At 71.6% G+C, this 15,738-nt stretch carries 16 protein-coding genes; 9 read left to right on the forward strand and 7 right to left on the reverse strand.

Annotated elements, in window-relative coordinates:
• Positions 1-20: 20 nt before the first annotated feature.
• Positions 21-932, reverse strand: coding sequence for an alpha/beta fold hydrolase (locus tag A3Q37_RS14025; protein WP_065483531.1), 912 nt, complete (start codon positions 930-932; stop codon positions 21-23).
• Between the two features lie 324 nt (positions 933-1,256).
• Between A3Q37_RS14025 and A3Q37_RS14030 the strand changes: the two genes are divergently transcribed.
• Entirely contained in the window at positions 1,257-2,435 is a 1,179-nt protein-coding gene (locus A3Q37_RS14030) for a S1 family peptidase (RefSeq protein ID WP_176711413.1), read from the forward strand.
• 91 nt (positions 2,436-2,526) lie between these two features.
• Here the strand turns inward: A3Q37_RS14030 and A3Q37_RS14035 are convergent, their stop codons facing one another.
• Complete coding sequence (locus tag A3Q37_RS14035) at positions 2,527-3,024, reverse strand: phospholipase (protein ID WP_065483536.1); 498 nt, start codon at positions 3,022-3,024, stop codon at positions 2,527-2,529.
• 364 nt (positions 3,025-3,388) lie between these two features.
• Between A3Q37_RS14035 and A3Q37_RS14040 the strand changes: the two genes are divergently transcribed.
• On the forward strand, positions 3,389-4,279 hold the full coding sequence (locus A3Q37_RS14040) for a triacylglycerol lipase (protein WP_065483539.1): 891 nt from the start codon (positions 3,389-3,391) through the stop codon (positions 4,277-4,279).
• 131 nt (positions 4,280-4,410) lie between these two features.
• Here A3Q37_RS14040 and A3Q37_RS14045 read toward each other — a convergent pair whose 3' ends face one another.
• Positions 4,411-5,454, reverse strand: a complete 1,044-nt coding sequence (locus tag A3Q37_RS14045; protein WP_065483542.1) for a lytic polysaccharide monooxygenase — start codon at positions 5,452-5,454, stop codon at positions 4,411-4,413.
• Between the two features lie 207 nt (positions 5,455-5,661).
• Positions 5,662-6,315: a response regulator gene (locus tag A3Q37_RS14050; protein ID WP_255311817.1), complete on the reverse strand. Its 654-nt coding sequence runs from the start codon at positions 6,313-6,315 to the stop codon at positions 5,662-5,664.
• A 148-nt stretch (positions 6,316-6,463) separates the two neighbouring features.
• On the opposite strand from A3Q37_RS14050, the gene A3Q37_RS14055 reads away from it, so the two are divergent.
• Genes A3Q37_RS14055 through A3Q37_RS14070 form a run of 4 tightly spaced genes read left to right on the forward strand, consistent with a single transcriptional unit; the run spans position 6,464 to position 11,026 of the window.
• A complete protein-coding gene (locus A3Q37_RS14055; RefSeq protein WP_065483549.1) occupies positions 6,464-7,447 on the forward strand; it encodes a tripartite tricarboxylate transporter substrate binding protein in 984 nt (327 codons plus the stop codon).
• The gene (locus A3Q37_RS14060; protein ID WP_065483552.1) at positions 7,444-7,986 is read left to right on the forward strand and encodes a tripartite tricarboxylate transporter TctB family protein; all 543 of its coding nucleotides are present in this window, start codon (positions 7,444-7,446) and stop codon (positions 7,984-7,986) included. Before A3Q37_RS14055 ends, A3Q37_RS14060 begins: the two co-directional genes overlap by 4 nt.
• A 3-nt stretch (positions 7,987-7,989) precedes the next feature.
• On the forward strand, positions 7,990-9,519 hold the full coding sequence (locus tag A3Q37_RS14065) for a tripartite tricarboxylate transporter permease (RefSeq protein WP_065483557.1): 1,530 nt from the start codon (positions 7,990-7,992) through the stop codon (positions 9,517-9,519).
• 13 nt (positions 9,520-9,532) lie between these two features.
• On the forward strand, positions 9,533-11,026 hold the full coding sequence (locus A3Q37_RS14070) for a trifunctional class I SAM-dependent methyltransferase/NUDIX hydrolase/VOC family protein (protein WP_079137797.1): 1,494 nt from the start codon (positions 9,533-9,535) through the stop codon (positions 11,024-11,026).
• Positions 11,027-11,108: 82 nt separating this feature from the next.
• Here A3Q37_RS14070 and A3Q37_RS14075 read toward each other — a convergent pair whose 3' ends face one another.
• Both A3Q37_RS14075 and A3Q37_RS14080 read right to left on the reverse strand, forming a co-directional pair.
• Positions 11,109-11,597 (reverse strand): DUF402 domain-containing protein, encoded by a 489-nt coding sequence (locus tag A3Q37_RS14075; RefSeq protein ID WP_065483560.1) that lies wholly within the window; start codon positions 11,595-11,597, stop codon positions 11,109-11,111.
• A complete protein-coding gene (locus tag A3Q37_RS14080; RefSeq protein ID WP_065483563.1) occupies positions 11,581-12,498 on the reverse strand; it encodes a GNAT family N-acetyltransferase in 918 nt (305 codons plus the stop codon). The genes A3Q37_RS14075 and A3Q37_RS14080 overlap by 17 nt, the downstream gene beginning before the upstream one ends.
• Before the next feature lie 70 nt (positions 12,499-12,568).
• Between A3Q37_RS14080 and A3Q37_RS14085 the strand changes: the two genes are divergently transcribed.
• The gene (locus A3Q37_RS14085) at positions 12,569-12,943 is read left to right on the forward strand and encodes a GntR family transcriptional regulator (RefSeq protein ID WP_065483566.1); all 375 of its coding nucleotides are present in this window, start codon (positions 12,569-12,571) and stop codon (positions 12,941-12,943) included.
• A 96-nt stretch (positions 12,944-13,039) separates the two neighbouring features.
• On the opposite strand, the gene A3Q37_RS14090 is transcribed toward A3Q37_RS14085, so the two are convergent.
• Positions 13,040-14,134 (reverse strand): DUF5925 domain-containing protein, encoded by a 1,095-nt coding sequence (locus tag A3Q37_RS14090; protein WP_065484108.1) that lies wholly within the window; start codon positions 14,132-14,134, stop codon positions 13,040-13,042.
• A 245-nt stretch (positions 14,135-14,379) separates the two neighbouring features.
• Between A3Q37_RS14090 and A3Q37_RS14095 the strand changes: the two genes are divergently transcribed.
• Together A3Q37_RS14095 and A3Q37_RS14100 are read left to right on the forward strand one after the other, a co-directional pair.
• Positions 14,380-15,183: an SGNH/GDSL hydrolase family protein gene (locus A3Q37_RS14095; protein WP_065483569.1), complete on the forward strand. Its 804-nt coding sequence runs from the start codon at positions 14,380-14,382 to the stop codon at positions 15,181-15,183.
• Between the two features lie 270 nt (positions 15,184-15,453).
• Positions 15,454-15,717: a hypothetical protein gene (locus tag A3Q37_RS14100; protein WP_003970092.1), complete on the forward strand. Its 264-nt coding sequence runs from the start codon at positions 15,454-15,456 to the stop codon at positions 15,715-15,717.
• Positions 15,718-15,738 lie beyond the last annotated feature (21 nt).

The raw sequence follows: 15,738 nt of genomic DNA on the forward strand, positions 1-15,738 counted from the left end.
ACCGGCCGTGCCGGGAGGGCTCACCCTCCCGGCACGGCCGTCGGCAGCGTCCGGTACGGGTGCTCCCGCGCGTCCAGCAGCCAGTCCAGGACCCGGGGCAGCATGGGGAACGCGTCGAAGTGGGCCGCCGACGGTTCGAGTACGGCGGTGGCGCCCGGGATCTGCCCGGCCAGCCAGCGGGAGTGGCCGACCGGGGCGAAGACGTCCTGCACCCCGTGCCAGAGCAGCACCTCGCCGGTGATCCGGGCGGGATCGAACCCCCAGGGGCTGGAGAACGCGAGGGCGTCGTCGATCCAGCCGTACGCCGAATGGCGCAGCCCCTCGCTGTAGTTGCGCAGCAGCATGGACCGGATCCCCGCGTCGTTGACCACCATCCGGTCGGAGTCGGTCAGCTCCCGGCGCAGATCGTCCAGGAGCCGGACCGGGTTCCGCCGGATCTGCGCGGAGCGGTCGATGAAGGACTCCGCCAGGCCGGCCGGGTCGTCCGCCGCCGTGGAGTACGCGAGGACATTGGACGCGGCCATCCCGTCGAACCAGTCGAGGCCGGCCGCGTCCGGGGGCGCGAGACTGACCAGCGCCGCGGTCCGGGTGATCCGTTCCGGCATCAGCGCCGCGCAGGCCAGGGCGTGCGGGGCGCCGCCGGAGCGGCCCACCACGGCGAACCGCTCCAGGCCCAACGAGTCGGCGATGGCCCGGACGTCCTCGACGACGTCCTTGATCCGGCGGCCCTCGTGCCGGTCGCTGTCGCCGTATCCGGGGCGGTCGTAGGTGATCAGCTGCGTATGGCGCTGGTACAGCACCATGCCCCGGGGGGCGGGCCCGAGCCTGCTGCCCGGGGTGCCGTGCAGCAGGAACACCGGTCTTCCCCGTGGATCCCCCATCCGCTCCACCATCAGATGCCGGCCGTCCGCCGCGAGCACCCGATTGCGCACCCGTGCCTCCTCCGCTCGGTCGTCCGGCGGGCGCGTGCCGCCTTTTCGATGATGACCCATCAGGGGCGTTACGGGGACTGTTCGACGACAGGAACTGTGAAGGTACGGGGAGGCTCCCGGCGGACGAGGTCCGTCGCCATCCGGACGGACCGCACCACCATCCGGACCGAGGGGACGAAAATCGGACAGGACTAGTCCTCACCCTGGGGCCGCCGATGGTTGCACCGGGTGTTCGCGAACGGAATCGACATGGCATGACCGGGGGTAAGTGAACGACCCAAGGGCGAAGCGTCGGCGTCGTGTGCACGTCCGGAAGTCGGCCTTGTGTGCGTTTCCCGGCCTCGGAATAGTGGGCGCCCCATCCTCCGTGTACGGGCACCCCACATGCTTCGTGCACGGCCCCACAGGAGGTCGAAGTTGAAGCATCGACGGATATCCAGGAAGCGCGCGACGCTGGCCGGCTCGGCGGTCGTCGCTCTGGTCGCAGCGGGATTCACGTTCCAGTCTGCGAACGCCAGTGACGATGTGCCGGAGTTCGTGGCCGAGACCCTCAGCGCGGACGCGGCCGGAAAGCTTGCCGACACCCTGGACCGTGACCTGGGCGCGGACGCGGCGGGCGCGTACTACGACACCACGGCGAAGACCCTCGTCGTGAACGTCGTCGACGAGGCCGGCGCCGAGCGGGTCCGCCAGGCGGGCGCCAAGGCCAGGATCGTGGAGAACTCCCTCGCCGAGCTGAAGTCGGCCCGGCAGACCCTCACCGACAGGGCGACGATCCCGGGCACCTCCTGGGCGGTCGACCCGGTGACCAACAAGGTGAAGGTCACCGCCGACAGCACGGTCGACGGCGCGGCCTGGAAGAAGCTCACGGCCGTGGTCGAGGGCCTCGGCGGCAAGGCCGAACTCAACAAGGCGGCGGGTGAGTTCAAGCCGCTGATCGCGGGCGGCGACGCCATCTGGGGCTCCGGCTCCCGCTGCTCCCTCGGCTTCAACGTGGTCAAGGACGGCGAGCCGTACTTCCTGACCGCCGGCCACTGCACCGAGTCGGTCACCAGCTGGTCGGACTCCCAGGGCGGCGCGGAGATCGGGGCGAACGAGGGCTCCAGCTTCCCGGAGAACGACTACGGCCTGGTCAAGTACACCTCGGACATCGAGCACCCGAGCGAGGTGAACCTCTACGACGGCTCCACCCAGGCGATCACCCGGGCGGGCGACGCGACGGTCGGCCAGCAGGTCACCCGCAGCGGCTCCACCACCCAGGTGCACGACGGCGAGGTCACCGCGCTGGACGCCACGGTCAACTACGGCAACGGCGACATCGTCAACGGCCTCATCCAGACGACGGTCTGCGCCGAGCCGGGCGACAGCGGCGGCGCCCTCTTCGCGGGCGACACCGCGCTCGGTCTGACCTCGGGCGGCAGCGGCGACTGCTCCTCGGGCGGTACGACCTTCTTCCAGCCGGTCCCGGAGGCGCTGGCCGCCTACGGCGCCGAGATCGGCTGACGCACCACCGCTCCACCGTACGACGGCGCGAGGAAGGGCCCCCGGTTTTTACGCCGGGGGCCCTTCCTGTATGTACCTGACGCGGCCGGGCTCAGGCGGCCTGGGGCAGATTGCGCGTGCCCGCGTCCGCCGGGGAGACGCCGAAGATCTTCACGGCCTGGTAGTAGGCCCAGGCCGTGCTGTTGCACGAGGTCTTCGTCGCGCCCGAGTAGCCGGCGCAGACGCGCTTGAGGTCCTCGTAGAAGGCGGAGTCGATCCGGGCCTTGTTGGCGGAGAACGTGCCCGCGGCCTTGTAGTTCCGGTACCCGAAGTCGTGGCGGGCGCAGGAGTTCTGGAACGGGAAGCCGAAGGGGTTGTCGGGGGAGCTGCTGCAATAGTCCGTCGACCAGTCGAAGCCGTACGCGGCCCAGGCGCCCTGGTTGTTGCGGGCCGCGTTCCAGGCGTTGTAGCTGGAGGCGCTCGTCTGGGTCCAGGAGCTGAGCACCTGGGGCTTGTCGGCGGGGGCGGCCGAGGCGGAGACGGCGCTGCCCAGGGTGAGGGGGAGGGACAGGGCGACCGCGGCGAGCGGAACCATGAAGCGACGACGCATGAACGACCTCCGTGGGGGTGAATGGAGTTGCTCCTGAGGCGCTCCTCGCCGGGTGGTGCGAGGGGCAGGAGCAGCATGCCGTCATGTACGCGTCATGCCTAGGGGTTACGCCGAGTGGACATCAGGAATTGTCGGCCCGGCACCGGGAGTTGGGGCGTACGTCAGGTGGGGCCGTCGTCGGGGCCCTGTCTGCGGCTCACCCTCATTACGTGATCCGGGCCGAGGCCGTGCCAGTTTTTACCGACGCGTAACTTCCCTCGCGAGCTTACTCGTGCGTAATTTGGCATGAGCACACACAGCTTGTGGTCCGGGCCACAGGGCGCACCGCCATCGCACCTCCCTTGAGCCGCAAGGAGACCACACGATGCTGCCCTGGATCCGTGCTGCGCGCGTTCCCCGCACGCGCAGTCTGCTCGCCGCCCTGCTCCTGGCCCTCGCCGTTCTCGTCGCCCCCACGGCGACCGCGAGCGCGGCCCCGGCCGCCGAAACGGCCACATCGCGAGGGTGGAACGACTACTCCTGCAAACCCTCCGCCGCCCATCCCCGCCCCGTCGTCCTGGTCCACGGAACCTTCGGGAACTCGATCGACAACTGGCTGGTCCTCGCCCCCTACCTGGTCAACCGGGGTTACTGCGTCTTCTCCCTCGACTACGGCCAGCTCCCCGGCGTGCCGTTCTTCCACGGCCTCGGGCCCATCGACAAGTCCGCCGAACAGCTCGACGTGTTCGTCGACAAGGTGCTCGCCTCCACCGGAGCCCCGAAGGCCGACATCGTCGGTCACTCCCAGGGCGGCATGATGCCGAACTACTACCTGAAGTTCCTCGGCGGCGCCGACAAGGTCAACGCCCTCGTCGGCATCGCCCCGGACAACCACGGCACCACGCTGCTCGGCCTCACCGAACTGCTGCCGTTCTTCCCCGGCGTGGAGAAGTTCATCAACGACAAGACCCCCGGACTCGCCGACCAGATCGCGGGATCGCCCTTCATCACCAAGCTCACGGCGGGCGGCGACACCGTGCCCGGCGTCCGCTACACCGTCATCGCGACCAAGTACGACCAGGTCGTGACCCCGTACCGCACGCAGTACCTGGACGGGCCGAACGTACGCAATGTGCTGCTCCAGGACCTGTGCCCGCTCGACCTCTCCGAGCACGTCGCGATCGGGACCATCGACCGCATCGCCTTCCACGAGGTGGCCAACGCCCTCGACCCGGCCCGCGCCACCCCGACCACCTGCGCCTCGGTCATCGGCTGACCCACCGCACGACAGCGACGGGCCGGGGCCCGCCGTCCGAGTCGTACGGACGGCGGACCCCGGCCCGTCACATCCTGCCGCGCCCGACGTCCCGGAGGGACGCGGCAGGGGTACGGAGAGGGGCGCCGCGGTCAGCGGCTGTGGCGCCCCGTCGCGGCGGCGGCCCGCCGGCGCTGCGAGGCGAACAGCACGGCCGCACCGGCGGCGAGCACTCCGGCGCCCCCGATCGCCAGGTAGGTGCTGCTGCCGGAGCCACCGGTCTCGGCCAGCACCTCGTCCTTGCTCGCGGTGTTGGCCTCGGGGGCGTTGCCCTCGGCCTTCTTCTCCGGGGCCGGAGCGGCGGCGGTGACCTTCGCCCCGGTGTTCGCGTCGTCGTCACCGTGGCCGTTGTGCTCGACGGAGGACTTCTCGGCGCCCTCGGTGATCGCCTTCTCGGACGGCGCGGAGGGAGCCGGCGCCGGAGCCTCGGCGCCGGTGTCGCCACCGGACCCCTGCTCGCCCTTCCCCTCCTCCTTCTCCGCCGAACCGCCACCCGCGGACCCGCCGCCGAACGTCACGTCGGAGCAGGCGTAGAACGCCTCGGGGGAGTCGGAGCGCTGCCAGATCGTGTAGACCAGCTGCCGCCCGGAGCGCTCGGGGATCGTCCCGTCGAAGACGTACGAACCGTCCACCAGCGCCGGGTCGGTGACCTCGGCGAAGGGCTTCGCCTCCAGGTCCGACCAGGCCAGCGGCTTCGTGGCGTCATAGCCGGGCTTGGTCATGTACAGCTCGAACGAGCCCTTGTGTGGGGCCGTCGCACGGAACTTGAAGGTGTGCTTGCCCGCCGACAACGCGGTGGCCGGCCAGTCGGCGCGCGGCAGGTCGAGCCCCTTGAACTTGTCGTTGGCCGCGCTGCACAGCTTGCCGTCCGGGATCAGCTCACGGTGCTTGCCCGCCGCGTTGGCGATGTTGACCCCGTTCCAGTCGTACAGCGCCTGCGTCCCGCCCGCCGCGACCGCCGCCTGGCACGCCGCCGACTTCGGGCTCTCCGGCCCCTCCGCGAAGCACGCCGACACCCGGCTGACCGGGTCCGTCAGCGAACCGTGCGCGACGGCCGGCGTGGCGGTCAGCCCGGCCAGCGCGAGCGGTGCGAACCCGAGGGCGAGAATTCCGGCGGCCTTGCGACGAGCGGTCATGGGTGGATCTCCTTCTGTACGGCACTGCTGTCGGGGTGGCGATCAGCAAGCTAGCCGCTCGGAAGGACGAAAACCCCTGCTGGGACGGGGTGAGGGCGATCCTTATGGTCCCTTTAAGGAGCGGTTAGGCGTGGGCTCAGGAACCGGTCAGGGCCCCGCCCCGGGACACCTCGGGCGGGTGCGCCGTCAACGGCGCTCCGCCGCGCCTCAGCCCTTCCAGCGGTAGCGCCGCTCCGGCCGCCCCGTTCCCCCGTACCGCAGGGTCACCTCCGCGCGGCCCGTTCCGGCGAACCACTCCAGGTAGCGGCGCGCGCTCACCCGGGACAGGGCTCCCGCCTCCGCGCACTCCGATGCCGACAGGCCCCCGGGGTGGTCGCGCAGGGTGCGTTCCACCAGGTCGGCCGTGGGGGCGGCCAGGCCCTTCGGCAGCTCCCGGGAGCCGGGCGGGCGGGTGCCGAAGATCTGGTCGACGTCCTCCTGGCGGGCCTCGCCCAGCTCGTCCAGGCGGGTGCGCAGGGCGGCGACATGGCGCAACTGCTCCTGGAGGGCGGAGCGGTTGAACGGCTTGATCAGGTAATGGAGGGCTCCTGCCCGCAGCGCCGCCCGGATCACGCCCGCGTCCTTGGCCGCCGTGATGAACAGGGCGTCCGTGCTGGGGCGCGATGCGTCCCGCTCCTCCGCCGTGCGCAGGGCGCGCAGGACGTCGATGCCGTCCATGTCGGGCAGGTAGATGTCGAGCAGCACCAGATCGGGGTGCAGCCGCTCGGCGGCCCGCAGGGCGTCGGCGCCGTTGTGCGCCACCCCGACCACCGTAAAACCGTCCATCGCGGACACATAGCGGCCGTGCAGCTTCGCGACCATGAAGTCGTCGTCCACCACCAGCACAGTTGTCACGCCGACACGCTAGGCCGCGACCTCAATGACCACAACGTCCGTTGATACCGGAAGAGAGACAGCTCCTTAACGCGCGGGCAACATGTGGGCCACTTCACAGCGAAAGGCGGAACCTGTGCGACTGCGCACTCTCCTCGCCCTGTTCGGGGCCGCGTTGCTGGTGGTGGTCGGGCCGCCCCTGCTCTCCACCGGCGACGGCTCCGACACCGGCACCCAGATTCCCGGGCTCCGCTTCATGGTCCCCAACACCCCCGGCGGCGGCTACGACATCACCGCCCGCACCATGGCCAAGAACGCCGAGGACGCCGGACTCACCCACAACATCGAGGTGTTCAACCTGCCGGGCGCCGGCGGCACGGTCGGGCTGACCCGGCTCGTCGGCGAACACGGCAACGGCAAACTCGCACTCTCCATGGGCCTCGGCGTCGTCGGAGCCGTCCACACCAACAAGTCCCCTAGCACCCTCGCCGACACCACCCCGATCGCCCGGCTCACCGAGGAACCGGACATCGTGGTGGTGGCCAAGAACTCGCCCTACCGCACCATCGCCGACCTCCTCGCCGCCTGGAAGAAGGACCCGGCCCGCGTCCCGGTCGGCGGCGGCTCCTCGCCCGGCGGCCCCGACCACCTCGCCCCGATGCTCATGGCGCAGGCCGCCGGAATCGCCCCGAGGACCGTCAACTACGTCCCGTTCGACGGCGGCGGCGAACTCCTCGCCTCCATCCTCGGCAACAAGGTCGGCTTCGGGGTCTCCGGCCTCGGCGAGTACCGCGACCAGATCGAGGCCGGCGAGCTGCGGCTGCTCGCGGTGACCGGACCCGAGCGGGTACCGGGCCTCGACGCCCCCACCCTGCGCGAAGCCGGACTCGACACCGAGTTCACCAACTGGCGCGGCATCGTCGCCCCGCCCGGCCTCTCGGACACCGAGCGCGACAAGCTCACCGCTCTCATCCGCGAACTCCACGCCTCGAAGCAGTGGAAGGAGTCGATGAAGAAGAACGGCTGGGACGACGCCTTCCTCGCCGGCAAACCCTTCGGCGACTTCCTCGACGAGCAGGACCGGCGCGTCGCCACCGTCCTCAAGGAGCTGGGACTGTGACCACCGAACCCATCGAACCCACCGGGCCCGGCGAGGCGAGCGGCGCCCGCGCCTGGCTGCGCGAGCATTCCGAGCTCGGCGTCTGCGTCCTCCTGTTCGCGCTCGGCGTGCTCGTGCTCACCGACGCCCTCACCATGAACGTCGACATCGCCCAGCGCGGTCCCATCGGCCCCCGCACCGTCCCCTTCGTCGTCGGCGCCGGGCTCCTGCTGGTCGGGGCCCTGCTCGCCGTCGACGTCCTGCGCGGCGGCCGCGGCGAGGCCGAGGGCGGCGAGGACGTCGACCTCGACGAACCCGCCGACTGGCGCACCGTGCTCCTGCTCACCGGAGTCTTCCTCGGCGCCGCCGTCCTGATCGGCCCGCTCGGTTTCCCGATCGCCGGGGCGCTGCTCTTCTGGGGCTCCGCCTACGCGCTGGGCAGCCGCCACTACGACCGCGACCCGCTCATCGCGGCCGGACTCTCCCTCTTCACCTACTTCGTCTTCGACAACCTGCTCGGTGTCCCCCTTCCGGGCGGCCCGCTGATGGGGGTGCTCTGACCGATGGATTCCCTCAACTCCCTCATCGACGGCTTCGGCACCGCGCTCACCCCGATGAACCTGCTGTGGGCCGCGATAGGCGTCCTGCTCGGCACCGCCATCGGTGTGCTGCCCGGCATCGGCCCGGCGATGGCCGTGGCGCTGCTGCTCCCGGTGACGTACGGACTCGACCCGACCGGCGCGTTCATCATGTTCGCGGGCATCTACTACGGCGCGATGTTCGGCGGCTCCACCACCTCGATCCTCCTCAACACCCCCGGTGAGAGCGCCGCCGTGGTCGCCGCGATCGAGGGCAACCCGATGGCGAAGGCCGGACGCGGTGCCCAGGCGCTCGCCGCCGCCGCGATCGGTCACTTCGCGGGCGGCATGATCGGCACGATCCTGCTGGTCGTCCTCGCCCCGACTGTCGCGTCGCTCGCCATCGGCATCGGCGCGCCCGACTACTTCGCCATCATGGTGCTGGCCTTCATCGCCGTCACCTCCGTCCTCGGCGCCTCCCGCATCCGCGGCATCGCCTCCCTCCTCATCGGCCTCACCATCGGCCTGGTCGGCCTCGACCAGATGACCGGCCAGCAGCGCCTGACCTTCGGCTCGCTCCAACTCGCCGACGGCGTCGACGTGGTGATCGTCGCAGTCGGGCTCTTCGCTATCGGTGAGGCCCTCTGGGTCGCCGCCCATCTGCGCCGCTCCACCGGAAAGCCGATCCCCGTCGGCCGGCCCTGGCTCGGCCGGGCCGATCTGAAGCGCACTTGGAAACCGTGGCTGCGCGGGCCCGCCATCGGCTTCCCGTTCGGGGCGATCCCGGCGGGCGGCGCGGAGATCCCCACCTTCCTCAGTTACGTCACCGAGAAGCGGCTCTCCAAGCACCGCGACCAGTTCGGCAAGGGCGCCATCGAAGGCGTCGCCGGACCCGAGGCCGCCGCCTCCGCCTCCGCCGCCGGAACCCTCGTCTCGATGCTCACCCTTGGGCTGCCCACCACCGCCGTCGCCGCCGTGATGCTGGCCGCCTTCCAGCAGTACGGAATCCAGCCCGGCCCGCTGCTGTTCGAGCGTGAACCGGAGCTGGTCTGGGGCCTCATCGCCTCGCTGTTCGTCGGAATGGTTCTGCTGCTCGCCCTCAACCTCCCGCTCGCCCCCGTCTGGGCGAAGCTCCTGCGGATCCCTCGCCCCTATCTCTACGCGGGCATCCTCTTCTTCGCCGCCGTCGGCGCGTACGCGGTCGGCGGCGAGTCCCTCGACCTGGTGATCCTTCTCGTCATCGGGCTGATCGGGTTCGGGATGCGGCGGTACGGGCTGCCGGTGCTGCCCGCCGTCATCGGAGTCATCCTCGGCCCGGCCGCCGAACAGCAGCTGCGCCGCGCCCTCCAGATCAGCGACGGCAGCGTGACCGGCCTCGTCAACACCCCGTTCTCCGTCACCGTCTACGTGATCGTGGTGCTGATCGTGGCCTGGCCGCTGATCGGCCGGCTGATCGCACGGCTGCGCGGTGACCGGAAAACGGCGGAGAAGTCCCGCACTGTCGGTGGCGGCTGAGAGCATCGGAGCCATGACCACGATCGACTGGGACGCGGCGGCCGGATCCTTCGACGAGGAGCCCGACCACGGGCTTCTCGACCCCGCGGTGCGCGACGCCTGGGCCGGGCGGCTGGAGAGCTGGCTGCCCGCCACCCGCGGCGATGTGCTGGATGTGGGGTGCGGCACCGGCAGTCTCTCGCTGCTCGCCGCGGGCCAGGGCCACCGCGTCACCGCCGTCGACCGCTCGCCCCGCATGGCCGAGCTGGCCCGGGCCAAGCTCGCCGGGACCGGCGCGGAGGTCCTCGTCGGGGACGCCGCCCGGCCCCCGGTCGGGGAGCGGGCGTTCGACGTGATCGTGGCCCGGCACGTCGTCTGGCTGCTGCCCGACCCGGCGGCCGCCCTGGAGCACTGGTTCGGCCTGCTGAAGCCGGGCGGGCGGCTCGTCCTGGTCGAAGGGGTGTGGAACGGCACCGGTCTGTCCGCCACCACGCTCACCGCCCTGCTCTCCGCGCACACCGAGCGCATCCACCACGAGGACCTGGCGTCCGACAGCCGGCTCTGGGGCAAGAAGGTCGACGACGAACGCTATGCGCTGGTCGCCCGCGCGATGCCGCCCCACCGGCACACTGAGGTCGTCGACGTCCATCTGATCCTGCGCCGGGGCCCGGACGTCCTGCTGGCCCGCCGCTCCAACACGGGCTATGCGGACGGGCTGCTCCATATGCCCTCCGGCCACGCGGAGGACGGCGAGGACGTCCGGGAGGCGATGATCCGGGAGGCCGCCGAGGAGATCGGCCTCGAACTGGACCCCGACGAGCTGCGGGTGGCCCTGGTGATGCAGCACCGGGGGCCCGGCGGCGGGGCGCGCATGGGCTGGTTCTTCGTCGCGGAGTACGACCCGGAGCGCCCGCCGCGCAACGCGGAGCCGGAGAAGTGCTCCGAGCTGGACTGGTTCCCGCTGGCCGCGCTGCCGGACGACATGGTGGCGTACTGCCGCGCGGGCCTGGACGGCTATCGGGCGGGCGAGCACTTCATGATCCACTGGCATCGGGACGGGGAGCCGATCGCGTACGTCCCGGGCGGCGTCGGGCGGGCCGTCCCGCTGCCCGCCGCCGGGGAGGCGACCGGCCGGGTGCACCACATCGAGCTGTGGGTGGCGGACCTGGCGGCGGCGGAGCGCAGTTGGGGCTGGCTGCTGGGCCGCCTCGGCCATGTCCCGTACCAGCACTGGGCCCATGGCCGCAGCTGGCGGCGCGGCGACGCGTACGTCGTCCTGGAGCAGTCCCCGGACCTGGTCGCGGGTGACCACGACCGCCGCCGCCCCGGCCTCAACCACCTGGCGTTCCACGTCGCGGACCGGGCGGCCCTGGACGCCCTGACGGCCGAGGCCCCGGCGTACGGCTGGCGCCTGCTGTTCCCGGACCGCCATCCGCACGCGGGCGGCACCGGCCACCACGCCGCCTATCTGGAGGACCCGGCGGGCTACGAGGTGGAGCTGGTTGCCGCGTCACGGCCGCGCCCCTGAGCGGGGCCGCCGCTGTGACTCGGTCCGGCTGCCGGGTGCCGTAAGTCGGCCCCGGATCGGCTCAAGCGCGGGGCCGGTCGGGTCAGGCCAGGAGAGGAGCCAGCCCCTCGGACTTCGCCCGGTGTTCCAGCTCGTCCAGGGCCGAGGCTGCCGCGAGGGCCGCCGCCGGGTCGCGGTCCGTCAGGCCGCTCGCCTCGAACTCGTCCTCGTCCAGCCGCAGGACCGTCGAGCCGTCGGCCGAGACCCACAGATCCAGGTCCAGGTCCTCGACCGTCAGCACCCCGTCCGCGAGCACGGCGGGGCGGGTGATGTCGCAGTACCAGCCCTTGAGCCCGCCGTCGCCGGTGCGGACCTCCTTCACCGCGAACCACCGGTCCCGCCCGTAGTGCTCGGTGAACACATCGCCCGGCTCGAACCGGACGAAGCCGAAGTCCCGTACCCCGGGCGCGGCCCACGGTGCCCGGACGGTGACGCGGACACCGTCGTCCCGGACCAGCTCCGCCGGATAGCGGATCTTGGTGCGGCCCGCCTTGGTCAGGGCGACGACCAGCGGTTCAGAGGGTGCGGACATGGCGGACCTCCGTCGCGCAGACCTGGTAGCCGAACCACTGGTTGACGGCCAGCATCGGGCCGTTGCCGGTGTCGTTGGAGGTGTAGGCGTCCGTGTAGCCGGCCGCCCGTGCCCGGTGCAGCGAGTCGTTCTTCGCGAGCTTCGCCAGGCCCCGCCCCCGGAACTCCCGCAGGGTGCCGGTCATGGCGCTCAGATACGTCCGTACGCCGTCGGTGGTCGCCGCGCTGAACGCCGCCACCTTCCCGTCCACCAGCGCCACCGACGTCAGCCCCTGGTCGAAGGCCGGGTGCCGCCAGACGTTCGTCAGCCAGTCCTCGTAGTCGTCCAGCTCGGAGGCGATGTCGCCCGGCTCGTCCGCCGTCACCTCGGCGTCCGCCTCGAACAGCGCCCGGGGATCGTCGGCGAAGTCCGCCCCGGTCCGCAGCTCGACACCCGGCGGCAGCTCCTGACGCGGCGGCAGGGAACCACCCGCCAGGTCCAGCCGCTGGAAGTGCGCCGAGCGCTTGGGCTCGTAACCCCGCTTACGGGCGAACTCCAGGCTCTCCGCGTTGTCCAGCACCCACGCGTACAGCACCGTGGCCCCGACCCCGGCCAGGTGCTCCTCCGCCGTGCGCAGCAGCAGCGAGCCCGCGCCCCGGTTGGTGCGGCCTGGGAGCGTCTGCGGGGTGAAGTAGCCCTGCCCCGGCTCGGGGCTCTCGTGGGCGATGCCCGCCTGGGCCGTGGCGATGATCTCGCCGTCCTCCTCGGCGACCAGCAGCCGGTAGTGCTTGTCCGGATGGGCGTGCGCCAGGTCGTGGACGATCTGCTCGGGGGTGGCCACCATCCAGGGGACCGAGGCCCGGCGGGCCCGGGTCCACGCCTCCGCGTCGGACGGGCGGAAGTCACGCACGATCACAGTCATGCGGTGGACCGTATGCGCAGCCGCGCCCCGAACGCCTCCCCTTTTTCCGCCCGTGGGGGACAATCGGCCCGTGACTGAGAAGATCGTCCTCGACCCGGACTCCGGCATCGCCCCGTACGAGCAACTGCGCACACAGCTCTCCGAACTGGCCCGTTCCGGCGCGCTGCCCGTCGGCCACCGGCTCCCGACCGTACGCGGCTTCGCCGAGGAACTGGGCCTCGCCGCCAACACCGTCGCCAAGGCCTACCGGGCCCTGGAGGCGGACGGGGTGATCGAGACCCGGGGGCGTAACGGAACGTTCGTCGCGGCCGCCGGGGGAGCGGCCGAACAGCGGGCCGCGGCCGCCGCGCAGCAGTACGCCGAGACCGCCGAGCGGCTCGGCCTCACCCGGCAGCAGGCCCTGTCGCTGGCCAAGGACGCGGTGCGGGCGGCGTACGGCGACTGACCGCGCAGCCGTACCGGTAACCCGTGGACCCGGCGGCCCCGGGGACCCGGCCGACCCGTGGGCCCGGGGTCAGAGGTACGACCCCGCGACCCGGCGTCAGAGGTACAGCCCCGCGTCCGCCCCCGTGTCCTGCTTCGGCACCGACGCCGGGCCGATGCCCCTGCGCAGCGCGTACAGCTCCGCCAGGGAGTTGCCCTCCCGGCCCACCCCCTCGTCCGTGCCCAGCCAGGCCACCGACTCCCGGCGGGTCAGCGGACCGACCTCGATCCTGGCCAGGCAGCGGCCGGGCCGGACGACCGCCGGGTGCAGCCGCTCCAGGTCCTCGTTGGTGGTGACCCCCACCAGCACGTTGCGGCCCTGGCCCAGCAGACCGTCCGTCAGGTTCAGCAGCCGGGACAGGGCCTGGCCCGCCGTGTGCTTGGCCTCGCCGCGGATCAGCTCGTCGCAGTCCTCCAGGAGCAGCAGCCGCCACCGGCCCTTCTCCGTACCGTCGTCCTCGCCGATCGCGATGTCCATCAGATAGCCGACGTCGCTGAAGAGCCGCTCGGGGTCCAGCACACAGTCGACCTGGCACCACTCGCGCCAGGAACGGGCCAGGGTGCGCAGCGCGGACGTCTTGCCGGTGCCGGGCGGGCCGTGCAGCAGGAGCAGCCGGCCCGCGATGTCGTCCGGCGTCACCTTCATCAGCCGGCCCATGGCGTCGGCCACCGGCGCGGTGTAGTTGGGGCGGACCTCGTCCCAGCTCCCCGCGGCGATCCGGCGGGTCGTGCGGTGAGGGCCGCGGCTCGGCGAGACGTACCAGAAGCCCATGGTCACGTTGTCGGGCTGGGGCTCCGGCTCGTCCCGCGCCCCGTCCGTCGCCTGCCCGAGGACCTTCTCCGCCAGCTCCGCGCTGGTCGCCGTCACGGTGACGTCCGCGCCCCGGTTCCACCGGGAGGCCAGTAGGGTCCAGCCCTCGCCCTCCGCCAGCGTCGAGCTGCGGTTGTCGTCGCGGGCGGTCCGCAACACCCGGGCGTCCGGCGGCAGCAGCGTCGCCCCGGCCTTGATCCGGTCGAGGGAGGAGCTGTGGGAGTACGGCTGCTCGCCCGTCGCGAAGCGGCCGAGGAAGAGCGCGTCGATGACATCGGACGGCGCGTCGCTGTCGTCGAGGGTGAGCCGGATCGGCAGAGCGGATTCGGGGGAGTCGGGCATGGCGCTCATGATCCGGCACAGGGGCACCCCGCGCACCCGGTTTCCCGGCGCGTGCCGCCCACGCGAGCTGGGGCGACCGACGGAGTGGCAGCCGACGGGGCGACAGCGAGGCCTAGATGAGCGCCTGTTGAACCGCCGGGGGCGGACGGAAGCACTCCACTCTCATTTTTGGCATGAACACTTCCGGTCGGGCGGGAGCGCTGCTACTACGGAGTAGGCAGATACCCCCTGCTCAAGGAGGTTCCATGAAAATGTCCAGACTCGTGGCGTTCTCGGCCTCGCTCCTGCTCGGTGCCGCCCTCGCCCTGACCGGTGCGGGAGTCGCGAACGCCGACTCGTCCGCCGCCGCCGTCGACTATGTCGCCCTCGGCGACTCGTACTCCTCCGGCGTCGGAGCCGGCAGCTACGACGGCTCCAGCTGCAAGCGCAGCAGCCGCGCCTACCCCGCCCTCTGGGCGGCCGCCAACTCCCCCACCACCTTCGACTTCGCCGCCTGCTCCGGAGCCAGGACCAACGACGTCACGAGCAGTCAGCTCGGCAAGCTGAACGCCTCGACCGACCTCGTCTCGATCTCCATCGGCGGCAACGACGCCGGATTCGCCGACGTCATGACGACCTGTGTCCTCCAGTCCGAGGCCACCTGCCTCAGCCGGATCGCCACCGCCCGCGCCTACGTCGACTCCACCCTCCCCGGCCGGCTCGACTCCGTGTACTCGGCGATCCGCGCCAAGGCTCCCTCCGCCCGGGTCGTCGTCCTCGGCTACCCCCGCTTCTACCAGCTCGGCGGCAGCTGCATAGCCGGTCTCAGCGAGAAGGAGCGCTCTGCCATCAACGGGGCGTCCGACCACCTCAACACGGCCACCGCCAAGCGGGCGGCGGACCACGGCTTCACCTTCGGCGACGTCAGGACGACCTTCACCGGGCACGAGATCTGCTCCGGCAACGCCTGGCTGCACAGCGTGAACTGGCTCAACATCGGCGAGTCCTACCACCCCACGGCCGCCGGACAGTCGGGAGGCTATCTTCCGGTCTTCAAGTCCGCTCTCTGACCGGCGCGTTCCTCTGATGGCCGCCTAGTGCGGAAGTCTGCGGGAGTCCTCGTCGGCCGAGGGCTCCCGCTTCGGGGCCGAACAGCGGGCACCTAAGGGGCAAACCTGTCGAACTGCCCCAAGTCGCCCTGGAATCGCGCGGATTCGGTAACGGCCCGTCAACCTCCGTATATGTGTGCGCAATCGCGTGGCCGGGATACACGGGTGTCACCGCGGGACGATAGGGTTAACCTGCCCGGACCGGGTGCCCTCGTACGGGTGGGGAGTGACATGGAACAGATAACGGTGCGAAGCAGGCCGCGTGTGCCTGCCATCACATGCGGGAGCGGTGCGACCAGTACGCGCCTCGACCGCCATCTCGCGGTGCTCGGCGGACCCGTCGTCCCGCAGCGCGAGTCGGCCGAAGCGACGCTGCTCATGCGTGAGCTGACCTCGCGTGATGCCGCGCACACCCGCCGGAGCAGGAGCGCCCGCGTGTCGCTCTTCGCGCCGCTGCGGCGACTGCGGCGCTCGCTCTTCGGCAGCCGCCGCTGACCCACGGCCCGGCTCGCCCGG

The sequence above is a fragment of the Streptomyces sp. PTY087I2 genome (assembly GCF_001687325.1).
Taxonomy (GTDB): domain Bacteria; phylum Actinomycetota; class Actinomycetes; order Streptomycetales; family Streptomycetaceae; genus Streptomyces.

What these genes read in the sequence shown, in the direction of transcription:
- A3Q37_RS14035 (WP_065483536.1), bottom strand. Translation starts at nt 3,024, where the DNA reads ATGCGTCGTCGCTTCATGGTTCCGCTCGCCGCGGTCGCCCTGTCCCTC.
- A3Q37_RS14040 (WP_065483539.1), top strand. Translation starts at nt 3,389, where the DNA reads ATGCTGCCCTGGATCCGTGCTGCGCGCGTTCCCCGCACGCGCAGTCTG.
- A3Q37_RS14045 (WP_065483542.1), bottom strand. Translation starts at nt 5,454, where the DNA reads ATGACCGCTCGTCGCAAGGCCGCCGGAATTCTCGCCCTCGGGTTCGCA.
- A3Q37_RS14050 (WP_255311817.1), bottom strand. Translation starts at nt 6,315, where the DNA reads ATGGTCGCGAAGCTGCACGGCCGCTATGTGTCCGCGATGGACGGTTTT.
- A3Q37_RS14065 (WP_065483557.1), top strand. Translation starts at nt 7,990, where the DNA reads ATGGATTCCCTCAACTCCCTCATCGACGGCTTCGGCACCGCGCTCACC.
- A3Q37_RS14070 (WP_079137797.1), top strand. Translation starts at nt 9,533, where the DNA reads ATGACCACGATCGACTGGGACGCGGCGGCCGGATCCTTCGACGAGGAG.
- A3Q37_RS14075 (WP_065483560.1), bottom strand. Translation starts at nt 11,597, where the DNA reads ATGTCCGCACCCTCTGAACCGCTGGTCGTCGCCCTGACCAAGGCGGGC.
- A3Q37_RS14080 (WP_065483563.1), bottom strand. Translation starts at nt 12,498, where the DNA reads ATGACTGTGATCGTGCGTGACTTCCGCCCGTCCGACGCGGAGGCGTGG.
- A3Q37_RS14090 (WP_065484108.1), bottom strand. Translation starts at nt 14,134, where the DNA reads ATGCCCGACTCCCCCGAATCCGCTCTGCCGATCCGGCTCACCCTCGAC.
- A3Q37_RS14095 (WP_065483569.1), top strand. Translation starts at nt 14,380, where the DNA reads ATGAAAATGTCCAGACTCGTGGCGTTCTCGGCCTCGCTCCTGCTCGGT.
- A3Q37_RS14100 (WP_003970092.1), top strand. Translation starts at nt 15,454, where the DNA reads ATGGAACAGATAACGGTGCGAAGCAGGCCGCGTGTGCCTGCCATCACA.